We start from the raw sequence: 16583 nt of genomic DNA on the forward strand, positions 1-16583 counted from the left end.
GTCGTCATTGCGGGGCGGAAACGACTTGATCCCCTCCGTCCCCTTTTTTCGTGGTCAGCCGCCGCCCGGGGCGAATACCAGGGTGCGGCGGGTGGTGACCGGCGCGCTGACCGGCTCGAAGCGCCAGCGCTTGACCGCGTTCATTGCTTCGCGATCGAAGACGCGCGACGGAGTTGCGCGCAGCACGCGGGCGTTGATCACCGAACCGTCGGTGCCGACGGTGATTTCCACCAGCACTTCGCCGGAGGTGCCTGCACGCAGTGCCTCGGACGGATAGCGTGGTGCCGGGGTGCTGACCGGGCGCAGGTTCGGCGCTGCAGCGGCCGCCGGGGCTGCAGCCTGGCGTGCCGCGCTGGCCTGCTGGGCGGCGGCCTGCTGCTGCTTCTGCTCGGCTTCGCGGCGGGCAGCGGCCTGGCGCTCGGCTTCCTGGCGCTCGTTGTCGCGGCGGGCGGCATCCTGCTGGGCGGCGATCTGCTTGGCTGCGTCGGCTTCCTTGGCGCGCTGCTCGGCCAGGCGCTGCTGTTCGGTCTGCTGCTTGCTGCGGTCCTCGGCGTCCTTCTTCGCCTTCTCGGCTTCCGCTTCGGTGCGCTTGGCAGCGTTCTGCACGCCCTTGGCCAGGCCGTCCTTCAGGCGCGGCAGCGCCGGCGCGGACGCATCCACCTTCTCGATCAGCGCCACCAGGCGCTGCGCTTCGGTGTAGTCCTCGCGGCCCAGGTGCTGCTCGGCGGCGATCAGGGTGTAGGGCAGCAGGTCGGTCAGCGCGCTCTTCACCGAGGCGTCGTCCGGGGTCTTGTCGCGCAGGGCGAGGTAGTACTCGATGGCGTTGTCGCCGGCCGGCGCGTACATGCGGTTCTCGCGCAGGGCCTGGCTGGCCGACTCACGCAGCTGCTCGGTGCCCATCGACTGCACCTTGGCGGCGACCACCGGTGCGGCCGGTGCAGCGGCGGTGGGTGCGGCGGCCGGGGCCGGTGCTGCGGATTCTTCCTTGCCCGAGCAGGCGGCCAGCGCCAGTGCCAAAGCAACCGGCAGCCACCGGCGCGCGGCGGTGATCGTTGAGACGTGCGACATCCTGCTCCCCTCTAGAAGACGACGTGACGTAAATCATTGATATGCATGGCCGGGACCTGCGGTCCGGGCGCGGCAGGGTGACGTTTCCCGACGCCACCGCCGGCAACGGCGAGGGTGCAATCTAGCATCCCGGCCACCGCCGCGTACAAGGGGCGGTGGCCGGGAGGGGCAACGGCCACCGCCGTTGCCTGCGACGACCTCAGTGGTCGTGCGCCTTGTCGTGCGACTTGCTGTGGCTGTTGGACATCAGCTTGTCGGTCCAGGCGATGCCGATCGCCGACAGGATGAACACGCAGTGGATGATGGTCTGCCACAGCACGCCTTCCTGGGTCAGCATCGAGCAGCGGGCGACGCCGATGTTGGCTGCGGCCACGCTCATCTGTTCCGGCGTGCACAGCGGAATGCCGCCCAGCGCACCACTGGCGATGAAGGTCTTCAGCAGGTGGATCGAGGAGATGCCGATGATCGCCATCGCCAGCTTCACCTTCAGCACGCTGGCGTTGACGTGGCTCAGCCACTCCGGCTGGTCCGGGTGGCCTTCCAGGCGCAGGCGCGAGACGAAGGTCTCGTAGCCGCCGACGATCACCATCACCAGCAGGTTGGAGATCATCACCACGTCGATCAGGCCCAGCACGATCAGCATGATCTGCTGTTCACCCATCGAGGCGGAATGCGAGATCAGGTGCCACAGTTCCTTGCCGAACAGGAACACGTAGACGCACTGCGCCACGATCAGGCCCAGGTACAGCGGCAGCTGCAGCCAGCGCGAGGCGAAGATCAGCGTGGACAACGGGGAGAGCGGCGGGCGGTTTGCACTCATGCGGGGGATGCTGCGTTTCGGGGGAGAGGCGAGGTTACCGGCCCGCCATGACGGTGCCAACCCAACTCTCGCACTAGACTTCAGGTTCCTTTCCGCACCCCGAGCCGACGCCATGATCGACCTGTATTACTGGCCCACCCCGAACGGCCACAAAGTGACCCTGCTGTTGGAAGAAACCGGCCTGGAATACCGCATCCACCCGGTCAACATCGGCTCGGGCGACCAGTTCAAGCCGGAATTCCTCGCCATTTCGCCCAACAACAAGATGCCGGCCATCGTCGACCAGGCCCCGGCCGATGGCGGCGCCCCGCAGAGCGTGTTCGAGTCCGGCGCGATCCTGCTGTACCTGGCCGAGAAGACCGGCCAGTTCCTGCCCCGCGACCCGCGCGGCCGCGTCACCACCTTGGAGTGGCTGTTCTGGCAGATGGCCGGCCTGGGCCCGATGAGCGGCCAGATGGGGCATTTCAATGTGTATGCGCCGGAAAAGATCCCGTATGCGATCGAGCGCTATGACAACGAAGTGCGCCGCCTGCATGGGGTGATGGACAAGCGCCTGGCCCAGCACGCCTTCCTGGCCGGCGACGAGTACACCATCGCCGACATGGCCAGCTACCCGTGGATCGGCGCCTACGACAAGCTGCCGGTGGATTTCACCGCATTCCCGAACCTCAAGCGCTGGCACGATGCCATCGCCGCACGCCCGGCCACCCAGCGCGCCTATGCGCTGCGCCAGCAGGTGAACCCCAACGCCGGCAAGCCGCTCAGCGACGAAGAGCGCAAGCACCTGTTCGGCCAGCGCTGACCCGTCGCGGGGTCGGATCCCTTTGCAGCGCAAAGGGCTCTGACCCCAGCACCGCGGCATGGGCGGAAGGTCATGCTGCCTTCCTGCACAGGCTTGGTTAGGATGGGGGACGACCGCCCGGCGCCCGCCGCGGGGCGGACCTGCCGTTTGACGGGATCCTCCATGCGCCACCTGTTCGCTTCGCTCGCCCTCATGCTCGCCACCAGTACCGCCGCCCACGCCGAAAAGCTGACCCTGGAAGCCATCACCGGCCCGCTGCCGCTGTCTGGCCCGACCCTGATGAAGCCGAAGGTGGCGCCGGACGGCTCGCAGGTCAGTTTCCTGCGCGGCAAGGACAGCGACCGCAACCAGCTGGACCTGTGGACGTACGACATCGGCAGCGGCCAGACCCGCCTGCTGGTTGATTCCAAGGTGGTGCTGCCCGGCACCGAGACCCTCAGCGACGAGGAAAAGGCCCGCCGCGAGCGCCAGCGCATCGCCGCGATGACCGGCATCGTCGATTACCAGTGGTCGCCGGACGCGCAGCGCCTGCTGTTCCCGTTGGGCGGCGAACTCTACCTGTACGACCTCAAGCAGCAGGGGGCGGCGGCCGTGCGCCAGCTGACCCACGGTGAAGGCTTCGCCACCGACGCCAAGCTGTCGCCGAAGGGCGGCTTCGTCAGCTTCATCCGCGGCCGCAACCTGTGGGTGATCGATCTGGCCAGCGGCAGGCAGCTGCAGCTGACCCGCGACGGCAGCACCACCATCGGCAACGGCGTGGCCGAGTTCGTCGCCGATGAAGAAATGGACCGCCACACGGGCTACTGGTGGGCGCCGGATGATTCGGCCATCGCCTTCGCCCGCATCGACGAGACACCGGTGCCGGTGCAGAAGCGCTACGAGGTCTACGCCGACCGCACCGATGTGATCGAACAGCGTTACCCGGCCGCCGGCGACGCCAACGTACGCGTGCAGCTGGGCGTGATCGCACCGGCTGCCGATGCGCAGCCGCGCTGGGTCGACCTGGGCAAGGAGCAGGACATCTACCTGGCCCGCGTCGATTGGCGCGATGCACAGCACCTGAGCTTCCAGCGCCAGTCGCGCGACCAGAAGCAGCTGGACCTGGTGGAAGTGGCACTCGATTCCAACCGCCAGCGCGTGCTCGCCCACGAGACCAGCCCGACCTGGGTGCCGCTGCACAACAGCCTGCGTTTTCTGGATGACGGCAGCGTGCTGTGGTCGTCCGAGCGCACCGGCTTCCAGCACCTGTACCGCATCGACAGCAAGGGCAAGACCACCGCGCTGACCCGCGGCAACTGGCCGGTGGACGAGCTGCTGGCGGTCGATGAAAAGGCCGGCAAGGCCTACTTCCGTGCCGGCATCGAGAGCTCGCGCGAAAGCCAGATCTACGCGGTGTCGCTACAGGGTGGCGAGCCGCAGCGCCTGTCCAAAGCGCCGGGCATGCACAGCGCCAGCTTCGCCCGCAACGCCAGCGTCTATGTGGACAGCTGGTCCAACAGCACCACGCCGCCGCAGATCGAGCTGTTCCGCGCCAATGGCGAGAAGATCGCTACCCTACTTGAGAACGATCTGGCGGACCCGAAGCATCCGTATGCGCGTTACCGCGATGCGCAGCGCCCGGTCGAGTTCGGCACGTTGATGGCTGCCGACGGCAAGACCCCGCTGAACTACAGCCTGATCAAGCCGGCCGGCTTCGATCCGTCCAAGCGCTACCCGGTGGCCGTGTACGTCTATGGCGGCCCGGCCAGCCAGACCGTCACCGACAGCTGGCCCGGCCGTGGCGACCACCTGTTCAACCAGTACCTGGCCCAGCAGGGCTACGTGGTGTTCTCGCTGGACAACCGTGGTACCCCGCGCCGTGGCCGTGACTTCGGTGGCGCGCTGTATGGCAAGCAGGGCACGGTGGAAGTGACCGACCAGCTGCGTGGCGTGACCTGGCTGAAGCAGCAGCCGTGGGTGGACCCGGCGCGCATCGGCGTGCAGGGCTGGTCCAACGGCGGCTACATGACCCTGATGCTGCTGGCCAAGGCGTCGAACCAGTACGCCTGTGGCGTGGCCGGCGCACCGGTCACCGACTGGGGCCTGTATGACAGCCACTACACCGAACGCTACATGGACCTGCCGGCGCGCAATGAAGCGGGTTACCGCGAAGCGCGCGTGCTGACCCACATCGATGGCCTGCGTTCGCCGTTGCTGCTGATCCACGGCATGGCCGACGACAACGTGCTCTTCACCAACTCGACCAGCCTGATGAGCGCGCTGCAGAAGCGTGCGCAGCCGTTCGAACTGATGACCTATCCGGGTGCCAAGCATGGTCTGTCCGGTGCCGATGCCCTGCATCGCTACCGTGTGGCCGAAGCCTTCCTGGGACGCTGCCTGAAGCCCTGATGGACAAACGGGAAGGAGCCCGCCGATGACCCTGCCACCGCCGATTCCCACCCATGGCCCGAGGCCCGCCGGCTGGTGGTGCCGTCACTGGCGCTGGGCGATGCCGCTGACCGTGCTGTTGGTGCTGGCCGGTGCGGGTGGCGTGGTGGCCTGGAGCGTGCTGCGCTGGAGCGAGGCGGCACGCGAGAGCCCGCCGATGCGCGAAGCGATGCGTCGCGCGGGGTGCAGCATCGAACTGGTGGAAGCCTTCGGCGAGCCGCTGCGCACCGAATCGATGCCGCTGGGCAGCATGCAGACCGCGCTCAACGGCCAGCGCGATGTCGGCCTGACCGTGGCCCTGGAAGGCCCCCGCGCACACGGCCGGTTGTTCGTGAAGGGCACCCGCAGTGACGACGTGTGGGACTACCCGGTGATGTACGTGCTGGGCGAGAACAAGCAGACCTTCGACCTGACCGCACTGGATGACGATGAAGCCGCGCAGGAATGCGAACTGCAGGCCTGCCGCGAACGCGGCGAATGCCCGCTGACCGCGGCGTTGTGACCTCCGGCCGATTGTCGCCACCGCGCTGAGCGCGTAGGGTGCGGGCAACCCTTTGCTGGAGTGTCCCATGAAGCCGATTGCATTGGCCGTTGCCCTGGCCCTGACCGCCGCCCCGTTGCTGTCCGCACCGCCGGCGCTGGCGGCACCCGCCGCCAAGGCCGCCACCCCGGCCAGCCCGGCCTGGGTCGCCCGCAGCAATGCACTGGCGCAGATCCTGCTGGATGCGCAGGGGCCGTTCCAGCCGGAAGAAACCGGCTTCTTCGGCGTGCCCGGCTACGACGACAAGGTGGCCGATCTCGGCCCGGACAACGGCAAGCGCTACCGCGCCGCGATGGCCAAGGCCCGCGACGAACTGAAGGCGAAGCTGGCCACCGAGCAGGATCCCAACGTCCGCCAGGACCTGGAGATCATGATCCACGCCGCCAACCAGAACATCGAAGGCAGCGAGCTCAACGAGAAGTACCTGCTGCCGTGGAGCGATGCGCCGCAGACGGTGTTCAGCGGCCTCAACCTCCTGCTGTCCGACCAGGTGCCGGCCGAGCGCCGGGCCAAGGCGATCGACCGCCTCAAGGCCTATGCCGGCCTGCAGCCGGGCGGCACCGCGTTCACCACGCTGGCCCGCCAGCGCTACGAGGAACGGCTGAAGGACAGCAGCCTGCTGCAGCCGACGAAGATCGAAGTGCAGCAGTCGCTGGACAACGTCGAGACCTATATCACCGGTATCGAGTCGCTGCTGAAGAAGTACCAGATCGCCGGTGCCGACGAGGCGATGAAGACCCTGGCCGGGCAGATGAAGGACTACGCTGCCTGGACCCGGAAGGAGGTGCTGCCGAAGGCGCGTACCGACGCACGGCTGCCGGCGCCGTTGTACGCCTACCAGCTCAAGCAGGTCGGCATCGACATCGACCCGAAGCTGCTGATGCAGCGCGCGCAGCTGGAGTTCATGGAAACCCGCTCGGCGATGCAGCAGCTGGCGCCGCTGGTGGTGAAGGACAAGGGCCTGAAGGTGGCCGACCCGAGCGACCCGGTGGCGGTGATCCGCGCGCTGAAGGCCGACAAGATCGCCGACGACCATCTGGAAGGCCACTACCGCAAGGTGATCGATGCGATCGATCCGCTGATCCGCGAGCACGCCATCGTCGATGTGCCCAAGCGCGCGATGCAGATGCGCCTGGGCTCGGCTGCCGAGAGCGCGGCCAGCCCGGCACCGCATTTCCTGCCGGCGCCGCTGGTCAACAACACCGGGCAGCAGGGCACCTTCGTACTGCCGCTGGGTAACCCGGCGGCGGGCCCGGGCGCGCAGTACGACGACTTCAACTTCGGTGCGGCGGCGTGGACGCTGAGCGCGCATGAAGGCCGCCCCGGCCACGAGCTGCAGTTCACCGCCATGGTCGAGCGCGGCGTGTCGCTGGCACGCACCATGTTCGCGTTCAATTCGGTGAACGTGGAAGGCTGGGCGCTGTATGCCGAAGCCGAGATGGTGCCGTACGAGCCGCTGGACGGGCAGATGATCGCCCTGCAGTTCCGACTGCTGCGCGCCGCACGCGCGATGCTCGACCCGATGCTCAATCTCGGCCTGACCGACCGTGCCAACGGCGAGCGCGTGCTGATGGAGCAGGTCGGCCTGTCCAAGGCGATGGCCACCCAGGAACTGGACCGCTACATGGTGCGAATGCCGGGCCAGGCCGGCAGCTACTTCTACGGCTACACCCGCATCCTGGAACTGCGCATGCAGACCGAGCTGGCACTGGGTGCGAAGTTCGATCGCCTGGCGTTCAACAACTTCCTGCTCGACCAGGGCCTGTTGCCGCCGGACCAGCTGGCCGATGCGGTGAACAAGGTGTTCGTGCCGAAGTACAAGCGCTGAGCATCATCGGGTAGTGCCGGCCGCTGGCCGGCATTCCCTTGGCGCAGGAAGCATTCCTGAGGTTGCCGGCCAGCGGCCGGCACTACCGGCGTTGACCCGGGAGGGTCAACGCTGCGGCTGCGGTGTGATCACCTGCGTCGGCAGCCGTGCCGGGGGGGCCGGGTTCGGTACCCAGATCGCGACGCCGGCGGCGCGTTTCTGCGTGGTCGGAATACCAATGCCGACGCCACCGCCGACATGCGAGCCGAACGTGCCGGCACCCACCGACATGCCCACCGGCGAACCACTGCTGCCCACGCCCATCAGCACCACGCCATTGGCGCCCAGCGCTGCGGCCTCGCGCTTCAGGCGCGCCACCGCCGCATCGGTCTGGCCCTGCGTGCCGAAGCCCACGGCAGACGCCGATTCCAGCTGGGCGATTTCCTGGGAGCCGGCCGGCGGCGTCGAATAGATCTGCACCAGTGCCGGATCGATCGGCGCGCGGGCGCGCCCCAGCATGACCTTGGAGGTGCTGGCACAGCCGGCGGCGACCAGCAGGATGGCCGCCAACGCGGCCCAACGGATGTTCATGGCACGACCCCTGTAGGACTGGTTGCGATCATCGGCGGGCCACTCTGAATCGGCGCCAACACCCGGGCCAGGGCACGCACGGCAGCACGCTAGCACGGTGCCGGTGACAGCCCCGCCAACGGCAGTAGGCGGCGACCGCGGGAACGACTATGGTGGACAGACAGGAACCAACTGCGGGAGAGCGGAATGGGTGTGATCAGTCTGTTGTGGGGCGTACTGGCGCTGTTGTGGATGATCCTGGCGCTGATTCCGCTGCTGGGCTGGGGCAACTGGTTCCTGATCCCGTTCGCCGCCGTGGGCGCGGTGATCGCCGCGCTGGGCATCCTGTTCACCCACCCGACCAAGCGCGGCCGGGCCTGGGCCGGGCTGGTGCTGAACGGCATCGTGGTGGTGGTCGGCATCCTGCGCCTGGGCCTGGGTGGCGGCGTGATCTGAGCCGCGTCGCCGGGTGCGACAGGGCGTCGCAGGTACACGGCCGCGGGCCGGGCAGGGGCGTACAATGAACGGCTGCGCGAGCCCCCCGCGTGCCTGTGAATCCGCGCCCGGCGCGGCTGCCCCATGATCATCCGACCCCGTCCCCACGGCTGGCAACTGCTGTACATCCTGCGCGGCTCGATCGTCAAAGCGATCGCGCCGAAGGTGCTGGCCATCCTGATCCTGTCCATCGCGGTGGCCGCGGTGGTGGAACTGGCGCCGCCGACCGGCATCGAACGCGTTTCCGTCACGCCGTTCACCCTGCTAGGCCTGGTCCTGTCGATCTTCCTCAGCTTCCGCAACAGCGCCTGCTATGACCGCTGGTGGGAAGGCCGCAAGCTGTGGGGCCAGCTGGTCTACGAATCGCGTTCGCTGGCCCGCCAGGTCAACCTGCTGCTGGCCGATGACGCCGGCCGCCGTCGCCGCGTCGCCTATCTCACCACCGCCTTTGCCCATGCGCTGGCCGCGCGCCTGCGGGGCCGCATCGTGGCCCTGGCGGCGTTGCCGTGGCTGGACAAGCCGCAGCGCGAGCAGCTGGGCCAGCGCGAGAACGTGCCTGATGCATTGCTGTCAATGATCGCCGCCGAGCTGGCCCAGGCCCTGCGTGCCGGTGAACTCGACCCGATCCTCTACACCCAGCTGGAAGAGCGCCTGCACGCAATGTCGTCGATCCAGGCGGGCTGCGAGCGCATCCTCACCACGCCGCTGCCGTTCGCCTACACCCTGCTGCTGCACCGCTGCGCGTGGATGTTCTGCGTGCTGCTGCCGTTCGGCCTGGCCAGTTCGCTGGGCTGGGGCACGCCGGTGCTGTCGGCGGTGCTCGCGTATGCCTTCTTCGGCCTGGACCAGCTGGGCGAAGAAATGGAAGACCCGTTCGGCCTGGAGCCGAACGACCTGCCGCTGGACGCGCTGGTGCGCACGATCGAGATCGACCAGCTCGACGCGCTCGGCGAACGCCCGTTGCCCGAACCCCTGCTGCCGCAGGGTTACCTGTTGCAATAGCCACTCCTCGGAGCCTGCCATGTCCCACCCGCTTTATCGCCCGCGCCGCATGCGCCACGACGAGTTCTCGCGCCGCCTGATGCGTGAGAACACGCTGACCACCGACGACCTGATCTACCCGGTGTTCGTGCACGAACGGGCCGGCCGCACCGCAGTGCCGTCGATGCCGGGCGTGGAGCGGCTGTCGATCGAAGAACTGCTGAAGGTGGCCGAAGAGGCGCTGGAGCTGGGCATTCCGGTGATCGACCTGTTCCCGGTGATCGACCCGTCGTTGAAGTCGCTGGATGCGTCGGCGGCGTGGGCCGAGGACGGGCTGGCGCAGCGCGCGATCCGCGCGCTGAAGTCGCGCTTCCCGGAACTGGGGGTGATGACCGACGTGGCGCTGGACCCGTACACCACCCACGGCCAGGACGGCATCATCGACGACAAGGGTTACGTGCTCAACGACATCACCGTCGAAGCACTGGTCAAGCAGTCGGTATCGCACGCCGAAGCGGGCGTGGACATCGTCTCGCCGTCGGACATGATGGACGGCCGCATCGGCGCGATCCGCCGTGCGCTGGATGCCGGCAACCACATCAACGTGCGCATCATGGCCTACTCGGCCAAGTACGCTTCGGCGTTCTACGGCCCGTTCCGTGATGCGGTGGGCAGCGCGGCCAGCCTCGGCAAGGCCGACAAGAAGACCTACCAGATGGACCCGGCCAACGGCGACGAGGCCCTGCGCGAGATCGCGCTGGACCTGGAAGAGGGCGCCGACATGGTGATGGTCAAGCCGGGCATGCCTTACCTGGACCTGGTGCGCCGGGTGAAGGAAAAATTCGGCGTGCCGACCTTCGCCTACCAGGTGAGTGGCGAGTACGCGATGATGAAGGCCGCCTTCGCCAACGGCTGGCTGGACGAACGCGCCTGCGTGATGGAGTCGCTGCTGGGCTTCAAGCGGGCCGGTGCCGATGGTGTGCTGACCTATTTCGCGCCGCAGGTGGCGCGATGGCTGCGCGAGCGCTGACAATGGCGCCACGATAGAGGGAGGAATACGCGATGGGACCCGAACTGGGATGGGTGCAATGGTTGATCTGGGGCATCGGTACGCTGGTGTTCGGCGCCATCATCGTCGGTGTGTTCATCGCGGCCTGGCGGGCCGGCAAGCGCCCGCCGGAACAGCTCTCCGCCGCCCGTCACGTGGCCCGTGAGCAGGCGCTGCCGGACAGCGTGCAGGCTGAGCTGGCCGCGTTGAACCAGCGCAAGGACAACGGCCAGCTGAGCGAGATGGAGTACGAGCAGCAGCGTGCCAAGGTGCTTTCGCGCTGACGGGGCAATGCCCGGGGTCGGATCCCTTTCCGCAGGAAAGGGCTCTGACCCCTTCGCGGGCACCATCCACGCATGGCGTGGATCTACCGCACGCACCCCGGCACCGCCACCACCTTCGGCACGGCCAACCGGTACACATCCACGCCACCGGCACGCGGCGCCTTCGCCGCACTGCTGGCGACCATCATCTCGCCCGGCTTGGCGTTGTCGATCACCGGCGCGCCGGTCCAGCCGCCGGCCTGGTTGAACGACAGCCCCAGCGGCTGCAGCGCCACGCCGCTCCACGCACAGCCGCTGCTCCAGACCTGCGCGGTACTGCCGCTGCCGCGGCTGAACACCACGGCGCCGTCATGGCCCAGCCAGTCACCGTCGGTCTCGTCGTCGGCGCTGTTCAACGCGCTCAGTGCGCTGGCCGGGCCGCGCAGGCCCTGCGCATCCAGCGTCGCCACGAACAGGTCCCAGCCGGCGCCACGGCCCTGCTGGCGGGCAAACAACAGCTGCCTGCCATCCGCGCTCAGGGCCGGCCCGCGCTCTTCCCGGCGCCCGCCGTCACCGGCCAGCGGCCGCGCCGGGCCCAGCTGGCCGTCGGCGGCCAACGCGGCGCGGTACAGCGCCAGCGCGCCCTCGCGACCGGCCGCGAACAGCAGCCAGCGGCCGTCTCGGCTGAAGTAGGGATCGCGGGCCTCACCAGCCACGCCTACCGGCAGTGCCTGTGCCTGCTGCCAGCGACCGTCCACCACGCGTGCCTCCCACAGGCCCCAGCCGGTCTCGCTACGGCGGGCGAAGACGATGCGCTGGCCATCGGCGCTGATCGTGGCGCGGCCCTCGTCGGCGCGGGTCGAGACCACGCCCATGCCTTCGATGCCGTACTCGTTCAACGCCATCGCCACGGGGGCAGAGAGTAGACTGGCGGCGAGCACCAGCAGGGGCGGGGTGATGCGCATCATCCGGTTCCGTGCACGAAAGAGCATCAGTCTAGCCAGCTTGAGGATTCCATGACCGACCGTTACGCCGTCTTCGGACACCCCGTTGCCCACTCGAAGTCGCCGCAGATCCACGCGACGTTCGGTCGCCAGGAAGGCATCGCCATCGACTACCGCGCGATCGACCTGGCCCCGGATGCGTTCCTGGCCGGCCTGGAGGCCTTCGCCGCCGAGGGCGGTGTCGGTGCCAACGTCACCCTGCCGCACAAGGAAGCCGCGTTCTCGGTCTGCACCACGCTGACCGCACGCGCGCGCCGCGCCGGCTCGGTCAACACGCTGCTGCGCAAGGGCGACCGCTGGCACGGCGACACCACCGATGGCATCGGCCTGGTGCGCGACCTCACCGACCGCCACGGCCTGGACCTGCGCGGCCGCCGCGTGCTGATGATCGGCGCCGGTGGCTCGGCGCGCAGCGTCGCCCCGGCACTGCTCGATGCCGGCATCACCGAACTGGTGGTGGTCAACCGCACGCCGGAGCGCGCCGATGAACTGATCGACGCGATGGGCGAGCCGGGCCGTGCGATCAGCCGCTACTGGGAGGACCTGCGCGACCTCGGCGACTTCGAACTGATCGTCAACGCCACCTCGGCTGGCCGCGACCGCGACGTCGAGTTCAAGCTGCCGCTGTCGCTGGTCAATTCGATGACCACCGCCGTCGACCTGAACTACGGCGAGGCGGCCATTGCCTTCCTGGCCTGGGCCCGTGCGGCGCAGTGCCGCAATACCGTCGACGGCCTGGGCATGCTGGTCGAGCAGGCCGCCGAGAGCTTCCTGCAGTGGCACGGCGTGCGCCCGCAGACCGGCGAGATCTACCAGGCGCTGCGCCAGGGCTCGGCCGTGCTGGCCGGCGAGGACTGACCGATGGACAGCACAACCCTGATGGTGACCGTGCTGAGCATGGTCGGCGTGCGCCTGCCGGTGCTGATCGCGCTGTGCGTCGGCCTGGTCTGGGTGGTCGGTGCGCCGCGCGATGCCACCCGCACCGGCGCGCTGGTCGGCCTGCTGTTGCTGCTGCTGTCCAGCCTGGGTGGCCTGGCGGCGGGCATGCTGCCGATGTGGCTGGTCAGCAGTGGCAACTTCAGCGCCATCTCGGGCATGAGCGCCATCTTCGGCGTGGTGCATTTCGCGCTGGCGATGGTCGAGGCCATCGGCGTGGTGCTGCTGGTGTGGGCACTGGTGCGCCTGCTGCGGCTGCGCGGCAACGCGGTGCAGTGACACCCGGGTGACGGCCCCGGGCCGTCGCCAGCAGCGTCCGGCGTGTTCATCCAGCCGCCGGGCGTCGTCGCTGCCCCGTTCAGGCAGCCAGCGGCGGCGGACATGGCCGGCCATGCGACAATGACCGGCCTGATCCAGCTACGGTAGTTCCCGGCGTGACCGAAACCGTCGCCGCTCCGCGCACGCTCGATGACACCTTGAAGGACGCGATCCGCAAGGCGTACACGACGCTGCAGGCCAATACCCCCGGCTTCTCCACCCGTCGCTCGCAGAGCCAGATGATCGGCGTGGTGTCGCGCGCGCTGTCGAAAAGCGGTGGCGTCGGCGTGGTCGAGGCGCCGACCGGCGTCGGCAAGAGCCTGGGCTACCTCACCGCAGGCGTACCGATCGCACTGGCCAGCAAGAAGAAGCTGGTGATCAGCACCGGCACCGTGGCGCTGCAGTCGCAGCTGGTCGAGCGTGACATCCCGAATTTCCTCAAGGCCACCGGCCTGGAAGCGACCGTGGCGCTGGCCAAGGGCCGTACCCGCTACCTGTGCACGCGCAATGCCGCCGAGGCGCAGGGCGAGGGCTCGCAGGGCGGCATGTTCGAGGATGACGCACCCTTGTTCGACCGGCCGCTGGCGCCGATCGAGATGGACATCGCCAAGCGCCTGACCGACGCCTTCACCGGCGGCAGCTGGGACGGCGATATCGACAACGCGCCGGAGACCATCAGCCCCGGCCTGCGCAGCCGCATCACCACGCCGGCCTCGGGCTGCGCCGGGCGCCGCTGTGCCTATTCGGCGCAGTGCGCGGTGCTGCGTTCGCGCAACACGGTGCGCGATGCACAGATCGTGGTCACCAACCACGCGCTGCTGCTGTCGGCGCTGTCGATCGGTGACAGCGACAACGGCCAGCCATTGATCGCGCCGCCGTCGGACATGCTGCTGGTGCTGGACGAAGGCCATCACATCGGCAACGTGGCGATCGACCAGGGTGCGGCCAGCCTCGCGCTGGACGAGATGGCCAAGCGCACCGGCCGCCTGCAGATCCTGATCGCCGGTGCCTACCGCGCGGTCGACAAGGACCGCCTTGGCAACCTGTTGCCGAACGAAGCGATCGAGGTCGCCAGCAACGTCGCCAAGCAGCTGCGCGCGTTCCGTGACCACATCGAACGGGTGTGGATGCCGGCGCCGGCGGACGAAGAGCCGATGTGGCGCGCGGCCAATGGTCGCCTGCCCGAGGCCTGGCGCGAGCCGATCGAAGCGCTGGCCGACGATACCCGCAGCCTCTACAACTGGGCGCATGCCGCCACCGCGCAGGTGGCCAAGGGCAAGCCGGACGATGCCGCGCGCGAGCGCCTGCAGCGCAACCTGGGCATGGCGCTGGAAATGATCGAGCAGCAGTACAACCTGTGGCAGGCGTGGCGCCGCGAAGACAAGGACGGCGCACCACCGATGGCACGCTGGGTGACTGCCACCCGCGATGGCGACCTGGTGCTGCACGGCTCGCCGGTGTCGGCCGCGCACGTGCTGCGCAAGCTGCTGTGGGACGAAGTGGATTCGGTGGTGATGACCTCGGCGACGCTGACCGGTGGTGGCGACTTCCAGTCGCTGGCGATCGACAACGGCATTCCGGAAGAGGCCGAGATGGTCTCGCTGTCGTCGCCGTTCGACCTGCCCAACCAGGCCGAGCTGATCGTGCCGAAGTTCCCGGTCACGCCGGACGACCGCGAAGGCCACCCGCGCGAAGTGGCGCGTTACCTCGACACCGAACTGGACTGGGCCAAGGGCTCGATGGTGCTGTTCACCTCGCGCTGGAAGATGGAGAAGGTGGCCGGGCTGATGTCGGCCGCGCGCCGCAAGCAGGTGCTGGTGCAGGGCGAGATGTCCAAGACCCGGCTGATCGACGAGCACCTGCGCCGCGTGGCGGCAGGCGAAGGCTCGGTGCTGTTCGGGCTGAATTCGTTCGGCGAAGGCCTCGACCTGCCCGGTGAGGCCTGCACCACCGTGGTGATCACCCAGGTGCCGTTCGCGGTGCCGACCGATCCGCAGACCGCCACCCTCAGCGAGTGGTTCGAGGGGCGCGGGCTCAACGCGTTCAACCTGATCGCCATTCCGCATGCGCTGCGCACGCTGACCCAGTTCGCCGGCCGCCTGATCCGCACCTCCACCGACACCGGCCGCGTGGTCATTCTCGATTCGCGGCTGCTGACCCGCCGCTACGGCAAGCGCATCATCGACGCGCTGCCACCGTTCAAGCGCGTGATCGGCTGAGAAAAGGGGACGGAGGGGATTAAGTCGCAAGTGGCACTAACGACCTGATCCCATCCGTCGCCGGTGGCTATCGCCGCAGCGGCAGCCATTGCCCTTCGCTGGCACTGCGCCATAGCCATTCGACCGGCCCGAAGCGATGGCCGCGCAGCCACCACGCGCTCGCCCACAGCTGCAGCGGGAACACCACCGCCGCCACCAGCAGCACTGGCCACAGCCCGTACTGCGGGCCGATAACCAGCCCGAAGCCGGCAAACAGCGGCACGCAGATCGCGCTTTGCAGCAGGTAGTTGCTCAGTGCCATGCGCCCGGCCGGCACGAACACGCGCAGCATGCGCTCGGCCCACGGGCGCAGATAGAGCAGGGTGAAGATCGCCGCCGCAGCAATGCCCAGTGCCAGCGGCGCAACGCGATAGGACACGCGCAGCAGATAGCCGGGCATGCCCGAACGCAGCGCCGGCCATGTCTGTTTGAGCGCATCGGCCTGGGCATCGATCCACAGGAATACCGGTGTCAGCAGCAGGCTGCCGATGGCGATCGAGCGCAGCAGCGGCAGATGCGCCTGCGGCTGCTGCAGCAGCCCGCGACGGCCGGCCCAGTAGCCCAGCAGGAAGCGGCCGAGCACGAAGAACAGCAGCGCCCAGTTGCTCAGCTTCAGCCATGCGGCCAGCTGCAGGTTGTGCCACCACGCCTGCGCCAGCGTGCCGTGCGCCAGAGCATCGAGCGCCATGGCGTTCATCTGCGCGCGCGGTGTGAGCAGGGCGACCCATTCGCGGATCCACGGCGACAGCAGCGGTGGCAGCAACAGGGCAATGAACACCCCGCTGAACAGCAGTGCGCGATCACCCAGGTGACGGAACAGCGGCAGCAGCAGCCCCACCAGCGCATACACCAGCAGGATGTCACCCCACCACAGCAGCACCGAATGCAGCAGGCCGATCACCAGCAGCACGCCCATGCGTCGCAGGTGCGCGGCCATGCTGCCCTGGGCATTGCCATCCATCTGCATCGCCACGCCCATGCCGAACAGCAGCGAGAACAGGGTGATCGCCTTCATGTCCACCAGCCATTCCATGCCGGTACGGATGGCGTGGTCGAGCGCCGCGCTGGGCAGTGCCTGCTGCGCGGCCTCGGTCATCAACGCATCGAGCGAGAAGAAGCGCAGGTTGACCAGGAACACGCCGAGCAGTGCGAACCCACGCAGGGCATCGATGAGGGGCTGGCGCGGCGGGCGATGGGTCATGCCGCGCAGCGTACCGGATCGGTAGTGCCGGCCGCTGGCTGGCA

Annotated in this window: 16 protein-coding genes; 11 read left to right on the top strand and 5 right to left on the bottom strand. The window is 68.5% G+C overall.

Features of this window, described 5'->3' with window-relative positions; all coding sequences use genetic code 11:
* Positions 1-54 precede the first annotated feature (54 nt).
* Positions 55-1068 carry an energy transducer TonB gene (locus ACXI0D_RS12870; RefSeq protein WP_014038885.1) on the bottom strand — a complete coding sequence of 338 codons (1014 nt, stop codon included), beginning with the start codon at positions 1066-1068 and terminating at the stop codon, positions 55-57.
* Positions 1069-1267: 199 nt separating this feature from the next.
* On the bottom strand, positions 1268-1888 hold the full coding sequence (locus ACXI0D_RS12875; RefSeq protein WP_014038884.1) for a TIGR00645 family protein: 621 nt from the start codon (positions 1886-1888) through the stop codon (positions 1268-1270).
* A 112-nt stretch (positions 1889-2000) separates the two neighbouring features.
* Between ACXI0D_RS12875 and ACXI0D_RS12880 the strand changes: the two genes are divergently transcribed.
* The 4 genes from ACXI0D_RS12880 (at position 2001) to ACXI0D_RS12895 (ending at position 7486) form a co-directional block, all read left to right on the top strand.
* Entirely contained in the window at positions 2001-2690 is a 690-nt protein-coding gene (locus ACXI0D_RS12880; RefSeq protein ID WP_049442833.1) for a glutathione binding-like protein, read from the top strand.
* Between the two features lie 162 nt (positions 2691-2852).
* Positions 2853-5078, top strand: coding sequence for a S9 family peptidase (locus tag ACXI0D_RS12885; RefSeq protein WP_119006909.1), 2226 nt, complete (start codon positions 2853-2855; stop codon positions 5076-5078).
* Between the two features lie 25 nt (positions 5079-5103).
* On the top strand, positions 5104-5619 hold the full coding sequence (locus ACXI0D_RS12890) for a cytochrome c oxidase assembly factor Coa1 family protein (RefSeq protein WP_101766276.1): 516 nt from the start codon (positions 5104-5106) through the stop codon (positions 5617-5619).
* Between the two features lie 67 nt (positions 5620-5686).
* Positions 5687-7486: a DUF885 domain-containing protein gene (locus ACXI0D_RS12895; protein ID WP_119006908.1), complete on the top strand. Its 1800-nt coding sequence runs from the start codon at positions 5687-5689 to the stop codon at positions 7484-7486.
* Between the two features lie 105 nt (positions 7487-7591).
* Here ACXI0D_RS12895 and ACXI0D_RS12900 read toward each other — a convergent pair whose 3' ends face one another.
* Positions 7592-8056: a hypothetical protein gene (locus tag ACXI0D_RS12900; protein WP_014038879.1), complete on the bottom strand. Its 465-nt coding sequence runs from the start codon at positions 8054-8056 to the stop codon at positions 7592-7594.
* Between the two features lie 186 nt (positions 8057-8242).
* Between ACXI0D_RS12900 and ACXI0D_RS12905 the strand changes: the two genes are divergently transcribed.
* From ACXI0D_RS12905 to ACXI0D_RS12920, 4 genes are all read left to right on the top strand, one after another.
* Positions 8243-8491 (top strand): hypothetical protein, encoded by a 249-nt coding sequence (locus ACXI0D_RS12905; protein WP_005420185.1) that lies wholly within the window; start codon positions 8243-8245, stop codon positions 8489-8491.
* A gap of 123 nt (positions 8492-8614) precedes the next feature.
* Positions 8615-9532: a bestrophin family protein gene (locus tag ACXI0D_RS12910; RefSeq protein ID WP_049444225.1), complete on the top strand. Its 918-nt coding sequence runs from the start codon at positions 8615-8617 to the stop codon at positions 9530-9532.
* 19 nt (positions 9533-9551) lie between these two features.
* A complete protein-coding gene (hemB, locus tag ACXI0D_RS12915) occupies positions 9552-10541 on the top strand; it encodes a porphobilinogen synthase (RefSeq protein ID WP_075675896.1) in 990 nt (329 codons plus the stop codon).
* A 32-nt stretch (positions 10542-10573) separates the two neighbouring features.
* On the top strand, positions 10574-10843 hold the full coding sequence (locus ACXI0D_RS12920; protein ID WP_075675897.1) for a hypothetical protein: 270 nt from the start codon (positions 10574-10576) through the stop codon (positions 10841-10843).
* A gap of 83 nt (positions 10844-10926) precedes the next feature.
* Here ACXI0D_RS12920 and ACXI0D_RS12925 read toward each other — a convergent pair whose 3' ends face one another.
* Complete coding sequence (locus ACXI0D_RS12925; protein WP_479642649.1) at positions 10927-11790, bottom strand: TolB family protein; 864 nt, start codon at positions 11788-11790, stop codon at positions 10927-10929.
* 48 nt (positions 11791-11838) lie between these two features.
* On the opposite strand from ACXI0D_RS12925, the gene aroE reads away from it, so the two are divergent.
* From aroE to dinG, 3 genes are all read left to right on the top strand, one after another.
* Positions 11839-12684 carry a shikimate dehydrogenase gene (gene aroE, locus ACXI0D_RS12930; protein WP_101766272.1) on the top strand — a complete coding sequence of 282 codons (846 nt, stop codon included), beginning with the start codon at positions 11839-11841 and terminating at the stop codon, positions 12682-12684.
* Positions 12685-12687: 3 nt separating this feature from the next.
* A complete protein-coding gene (locus tag ACXI0D_RS12935; protein WP_049444215.1) occupies positions 12688-13041 on the top strand; it encodes a hypothetical protein in 354 nt (117 codons plus the stop codon).
* A 155-nt stretch (positions 13042-13196) separates the two neighbouring features.
* On the top strand, positions 13197-15299 hold the full coding sequence (dinG, locus tag ACXI0D_RS12940; RefSeq protein ID WP_014038872.1) for an ATP-dependent DNA helicase DinG: 2103 nt from the start codon (positions 13197-13199) through the stop codon (positions 15297-15299).
* A 67-nt stretch (positions 15300-15366) separates the two neighbouring features.
* On the opposite strand, the gene ACXI0D_RS12945 is transcribed toward dinG, so the two are convergent.
* Positions 15367-16539 (bottom strand): DUF418 domain-containing protein, encoded by a 1173-nt coding sequence (locus ACXI0D_RS12945; protein ID WP_479642650.1) that lies wholly within the window; start codon positions 16537-16539, stop codon positions 15367-15369.
* Positions 16540-16583 lie beyond the last annotated feature (44 nt).

The sequence above is a fragment of the Stenotrophomonas sp. C9D9 genome (assembly GCF_056491205.1).